The sequence below is a fragment of the Phyllobacterium sp. P5_D12 genome, assembly GCF_054049495.1.
In genome coordinates this window covers 1-5,630 of the sequence record NZ_JBFUMG010000286.1, presented here as the reverse complement: position 1 = coordinate 5,630, position 5,630 = coordinate 1, and the positions used below count along the sequence as shown (strand labels likewise).

Genomic DNA, 5,630 nt, shown 5'->3' with positions numbered 1-5,630 from the left:
CATCGCCATCATGGAAGGCGGACGGATCATCCAGTGCGGTACAGCTCAAGACATCCTGCTTAACCCGGCCGATGAATATGTTGCGGATTTCGTCGCCAACATGAATCCGCTTGGTGTCCTCACTGCYGCCGATATCATGGTTCCCCTTGATCGCACGCGTCCCGCCAGCAGGCCATTTGCGGCTACAGCGCGTCCGGAAACGCCGGTGCGTGAAATCATGCAAGCGATCGCAAAAAACAGTGGCGATGTGGGCGTTGTGGAAAACGGCGCATTTCTCGGGATGATTTCTGCCGATGATATCGTGCGCGGCCTGTTAAAGCACCAGAAGCACTAGTTCAGGCTACTCTTCTTCGGCATCCTCGTCGCCGGATTTCCCGGCTGGCTGCCAGGAATGAGGCACGACTTTTTTCTGCGTATTTGAATCCGTGAATATCCACCAGCCGGCATCCGTTTCGTCCCACTGACCACCTGTGGCCTTCAGGCGATCCAGCGAACGATATTGCCCGATGGACTCATTTTCCTGTCCATCCTCGTCGGTCCAGAACACCTGAACCTTGCTGCCATCTTTTGGCGCAGTGGAGATCGGCTGCTTTTTGGTCATGTCATGCGGCCTTCTTCTTGGCCAAGCGTGCCCTGATGCTTTCCACATCGGACTTCGGCGTCGCTGCAAACAGCGTCTTCGTATAGCTGTGCTGCGGGTCGGCAAACACCGCTTCCCGCGTACCGTATTCAACCACTTCGCCGTAGTACATCACCATGACCTCGTCGGCGATATAGCGCACCACCGATAGATCGTGACTGATGAAAACGTAGGTAAGGTTGAACTCGTCCTGCAGATCGGCCAACAGGTTAAGAACCTGTGCTTGTACCGAGAGATCTAGCGCAGAGACCGGCTCATCCAGGACCAGCAGACTTGGGCTCAGCATCAGCGCGCGGGCGATGGCGATACGCTGGCGCTGACCTCCGGAGAACATGTGCGGATAGYGATTATAGTGTTCAGGGCCGAGACCGACCTTCACCAGCATCTGCATCGCCAGATCGCGCCGCTCTGCAGCCGTCTTATTGGTGTTCAACAATAAGGGTTCGCCCAACACTTCGCCGATCTTCTGGCGCGGATTGAGCGAACCATAGGGATTCTGGAAAATGATCTGAACCTTTCGGCGCATCTCCGCGGTGACCCGATCCTTGGCGATGTTGATAGGCTTGCCGTCGATCAAAAGTTCGCCGGAAGTTTGCGGATCGATCAGCGTCAGTATCCGGCCGAGCGTTGACTTTCCGCAACCGCTCTCGCCCACGATAGCGAGCGTCTTGCCCTTTTCCAAAGTAAAGCTGACGCCCTTGACCGCCTGCACGGTCTTCTGCTTGCCAAACAGGCCGCCGCCGACATGATAGTCGCGGACGATATTGCGGCCCTCGAGTACGACCTCGCTCATGGCGCCACTCCTGCGTTGGCGGCTTCATTCTTCATGAAATCTGCAACCGTTGACAGACGGTCGCCAGTCGCGTTCTCCGGCAGGGCAGACAGAAGCGCGCGGGTGTAAGGGCTTTTGGGCGACTCGAACAGCGACAGCACGTCGGCCTCCTCCATCTTGCGGCCCTTGTATTGAACAATCACGCGATCAGCCGTTTCCGCAACGACACCCATATCGTGGGTAATCATGATCAGACCCATGCCGTGCTTCACCTGCAAGCTCACGAGAAGGTCGAGAATTTGCTTCTGGATCGTCACGTCCAGCGCTGTCGTCGGTTCATCAGCGATCAGCAGCTTCGGATTGCAGGCAATGGCAATGGCGATCATGRCGCGCTGGCATTGGCCGCCGGACATCTGATGCGGGAAGGAATTCAAACGCTCTTCCGGCGACGGAATGCCCACTTGCTTGAACAGTTCGATCGCGCGCTTGCGACGTGTCGATCCATCCATCTTCATGTGGAAACGCAACACTTCTTCCAACTGAAATCCGACGGTAAAGCACGGGTTGAGGCTGGCCATCGGTTCCTGGAAGATCATGGCGACATCGCGGCCGACGATTTCCCGCCTCTGCTTGCCGGTCATGGTCAGCATGTTGTGGCCATCGAATGTCATGCTGTCGGCGGTGACGGTTGCGGTCTTCGGCAAAAGGCCCATCACGGCCAGCATGGCAACAGACTTACCCGAACCGGATTCACCGACAATCGCCAGAACTTCGCGAGCGTCGACCGAAAGATCGATGCCCTGCACAGCCATGAACAGGCCGGCGTTGGTATCGAAGCCAACAGACAGGTTCTTGATTTCGAGCAGCGCCATACCTCAGCTCCTTTTCAACTTAGGATCGAGAGCATCGCGCAATCCATCYCCAACGAGATTGATCGCGAGGACTGTAATCAGGATTGCCAGACCCGGGAATGTCACGACCCACCAGGCGCGCAGGATGAATTCGCGCGCTTCGGCCAGCATCGTTCCCCATTCCGGTGTTGGCGGTTGGGCACCCATGCCGAGGAACCCGAGTGCGGCGGCCTCGAGAATAGCATTCGAAAACGACAGTGTTCCCTGCAYGATCAGCGGCGCGAGACAGTTCGGCAGGATCGTTTTGAACATCAAGCGGAGGTGGCCAGCGCCTGCCAGTTTCGATGCAATAACGTATTYGCGGTTCTTCTCGCTCATGACCGCCGCACGCGTAAGGCGCGCGAAGTGCGGTTGCAGAACGAGAGCAATAGCGATCATCGCATTGAATAGGCCAGGCCCCAGAATAGCCACAAGCACGAGTGCGAGCAGCAGCGGCGGAAACGCCAAGATGATGTCCATGATGCGCATGATCAGCGTATCGACCCAACCACGGAAATAGCCAGCCAGCACACCGAGAATAACGCCGGTAATCATGGCGAACGTCACGACGATCAAGCCGATGAACAACGAATAGCGCGCGCCGTAGATCAGGCGGGAAAGCAGGTCCCGGCCCACGGCATCGGTGCCAAGCAAAAACTGCTCCTTGCCGCCCACCTGCCATGATGGCGGCGTTAGCAAAGCATCACGGTACTGTTGGTAGGGAGCATGCGGCGCGATGAGCGGACCGAATATGGCGATCAGCACCAGAAGGACGAGGACGGCAAAACCTATCACCGCGCCCTTGTTGACGCTGAAATAGAACCAGAATTCCGAAAACCGCGCCATACGGCCCGAAGTCTGGGACGAGGCAAGCGGTACGGGCGGGGAAACTTCGTTGGTCACGGGTTCCTCACTTTACGCGAATACGCGGGTTGATAACCGCATAGAGCAGATCAACAATCAGATTGACGACCATGACGATCAGCGCCACGAGCATGAGGCCTCCCTGCACCACGACGTAATCCCGGCGGGAGATGGCATCGATCATCCACTTGCCGATACCAGGCCAGGAAAAGATGGTCTCGGTCAGGATTGCACCGGCCATGAGCAACCCCATCTGCAAACCGATCGTCGTGATAACCGGGATCATCGCATTGCGCAGGGCATGCACGCCGATGACACGCTTGGGTTCGAGGCCCTTTGCCCGGGCTGTGCGCACATAGTCTTCACCCAATACCTCCAGCATCGCTGAACGAGTCTGACGGGCAATGACAGCGAGCGGGATCGTTCCAAGCACGATTGTCGGCAGAATCAGATGCGAAACAGCCGATTTGAACGCGCCTTTGCCACCTGAAATCAGGCTGTCTATCAGCATGAAGCCTGTGGTTGGTTTGAAGAAATAGATGAGGTCCATGCGTCCTGACACCGGCGTCCAATGCAGTATACCGGCGAAAAGGATGATCAAAAGAATACCCCACCAGAAGATCGGCATCGAATAGCCAACGAGCGCGATACCCATGCTCAACTGATCGAAGATCGAACCGCGCTTGACTGCAGCGAAGATACCCGCCGGGATGCCGATGATAACGGCAAAGAGCATGGCACAGATGCTAAGCTCCAATGTTGCCGGGAAAAGCGCACGGAAATCCGCCAGTACGGGCCGTTTGCTGGCGATCGACGTGCCGAAATCTCCATGGAAAATACCCCATAAGAACGAGAAGTACTGTTCCCATATGGGCCTGTTGAAGCCGAACTGGTCCATCAGCAATTGATGACGCTCCGGCGTCATGCCGCGTTCCCCCGCAAGTGCGATGACTGGGTCGCCGGGCAACAAACGAATGAAAATGAAGGCCACAAAACTGATACCGATAAACGTCGGAATCAGCAGCAGCACTCTGGACGCGATATAGCGAAACATGGTGACCTGATAAAAATGCGGTACCGGCCGAAGCCGGTACCGCTGGAGTAAATTTACTCTGCGACGTCGACGCTGGCGAAGTTATGAACACCGAGCGGGCTCGGCACATAGCCAGATACGTTCTTCGTCATAGCTGTCGTCACGAGCGAATGAGCGAGCGTAGCCCATGGTGCTTCACGCTTGAATACAACCTGCGACTCTTCATAGAGCTTGGTACGCTCTGCAGGATCGGAGACGACAGCCGCCTTGTTGATCAAATCCGTGAATTCCTGGTTGCACCATGCAGCGCGGTTGGATGTACCAACAGCCTGGCAGGACAACAGGGTTGCAAGGAAATTATCCGGATCGCCGTTGTCACCGGTCCAGCCGATGATGACCGCACCGTCGTGCTTTGGATCGGAAGCCTGCTTCAGATATTCCTGCCAATCGAAGGTAACGATCTCGGCCTTAACACCAACCTTGGCAAAATCCGACTGGATCAGTTCGGCAGTGCGACGGCCGTTTGGCATGTACGGACGTGCAACCGGCATAGCCCAGATCTTCATCGACAGATCTTTTACGCCAGCCTTTTCGAGTGCTGCCTTTGCCGCTTCAGGATTGTATTCGTCATCCTTGATCGACTTGTTGTAGGACCACATCGTTGGCGGGATCGGGTTGATTGCCGGTGTACCCTGACCGAGATAAACGGCGTCGACGATGGCCTTCTTGTCGATTGCCTGGTTGAGTGCCTTGCGCACTTCCGGCTTATCGAATGGCGCCTGCGTTGTGTTGTAGGCAAGCGTCGAAACGTTCAGGCCTTCTTCCTGGATGACATTCAGGTTTGTATCAGCCTTCAGGCCTTCCACATCTGCCGGATCCGGATAGATCGTCAGCTGGCATTCACCGGCCTTGAGCTTCTGCACGCGAACAGCCGCATCAGGCGTAACCGCGAAGATAAGGCTGTCGAGCTTGACCTTGCCTTTGTAGTAGTCAGGATTGGCTTCGTAGCGGATAGCAGTGTTGAGCTGATAGTCCACGAACTGGAACGGGCCCGTGCCAACCGGCTGCTCGTTGAGCTTGCCCGGAGTTCCGTCAGCCATCAGCTTGTCGGCATATTCCTTGGAAACGATGGACGAGAAGTCCATGGCAAGGTTGGCAAGCATCGGCGCGTTCGGCTTGGTCAGCGTGACCTTTACAGTCAGGTCGTCGACTTTTTCCACTGACTTGATCAGCTTCGGGAAGTCCATGCCTTCAAAATATTCGTAGGAAGCGCCGTCGACATATTTGGCCCAAGGGCTGCCTTCCTTCTGGCGTTCAAAGGAAAACACCACATCGTCGGCATTTAGCTCACGCGATGGCGTGAAATAGCTTGTTGTCTGAAACTTGACGCCTGGATGAAGTTTGAACGTGTATTCCAGACCATCATCGGAG

At 56.0% G+C, this 5,630-nt stretch carries 7 protein-coding genes; 1 reads left to right on the top strand and 6 read right to left on the bottom strand.

All coding sequences use genetic code 11. The annotated features are described in order from the left end of the window. Positions 1–334: CBS domain-containing protein (locus ACXJ5O_RS17250; protein WP_457300954.1), on the top strand; the 334-nt coding region annotated here is incomplete at its 5' end. Positions 335–340: 6 nt separating this feature from the next. Here ACXJ5O_RS17250 and ACXJ5O_RS17245 read toward each other — a convergent pair. The 6 genes from ACXJ5O_RS17245 to ACXJ5O_RS17220 form a co-directional block, all read right to left on the bottom strand. After that, positions 341–601: a hypothetical protein gene (locus ACXJ5O_RS17245; protein ID WP_112530630.1), complete on the bottom strand. Its 261-nt coding sequence runs from the start codon at positions 599–601 to the stop codon at positions 341–343. Between the two features lies 1 nt (position 602). Beyond that, entirely contained in the window at positions 603–1,433 is an 831-nt protein-coding gene (locus tag ACXJ5O_RS17240) for an ABC transporter ATP-binding protein (protein WP_457300953.1), read from the bottom strand. Next, positions 1,430–2,284 (bottom strand): ABC transporter ATP-binding protein, encoded by an 855-nt coding sequence (locus tag ACXJ5O_RS17235; RefSeq protein ID WP_457300952.1) that lies wholly within the window; start codon positions 2,282–2,284, stop codon positions 1,430–1,432. Before ACXJ5O_RS17235 ends, ACXJ5O_RS17240 begins: the two co-directional genes overlap by 4 nt. Before the next feature lie 3 nt (positions 2,285–2,287). Beyond that, on the bottom strand, positions 2,288–3,148 hold the full coding sequence (locus ACXJ5O_RS17230; RefSeq protein WP_457300955.1) for an ABC transporter permease subunit: 861 nt from the start codon (positions 3,146–3,148) through the stop codon (positions 2,288–2,290). Between the two features lie 64 nt (positions 3,149–3,212). Continuing rightward, positions 3,213–4,220: an ABC transporter permease subunit gene (locus ACXJ5O_RS17225; protein WP_112530624.1), complete on the bottom strand. Its 1,008-nt coding sequence runs from the start codon at positions 4,218–4,220 to the stop codon at positions 3,213–3,215. A 53-nt stretch (positions 4,221–4,273) separates the two neighbouring features. Further along, positions 4,274–5,630, bottom strand: a 1,357-nt coding sequence (locus ACXJ5O_RS17220) for an ABC transporter substrate-binding protein (RefSeq protein ID WP_457300951.1), incomplete at its 5' end; no start/stop codon positions are given.

What these genes read in the sequence shown, in the direction of transcription:
- ACXJ5O_RS17245 (WP_112530630.1), bottom strand. Translation starts at nt 601, where the DNA reads ATGACCAAAAAGCAGCCGATCTCCACTGCGCCAAAAGATGGCAGCAAG.
- ACXJ5O_RS17225 (WP_112530624.1), bottom strand. Translation starts at nt 4,220, where the DNA reads ATGTTTCGCTATATCGCGTCCAGAGTGCTGCTGCTGATTCCGACGTTT.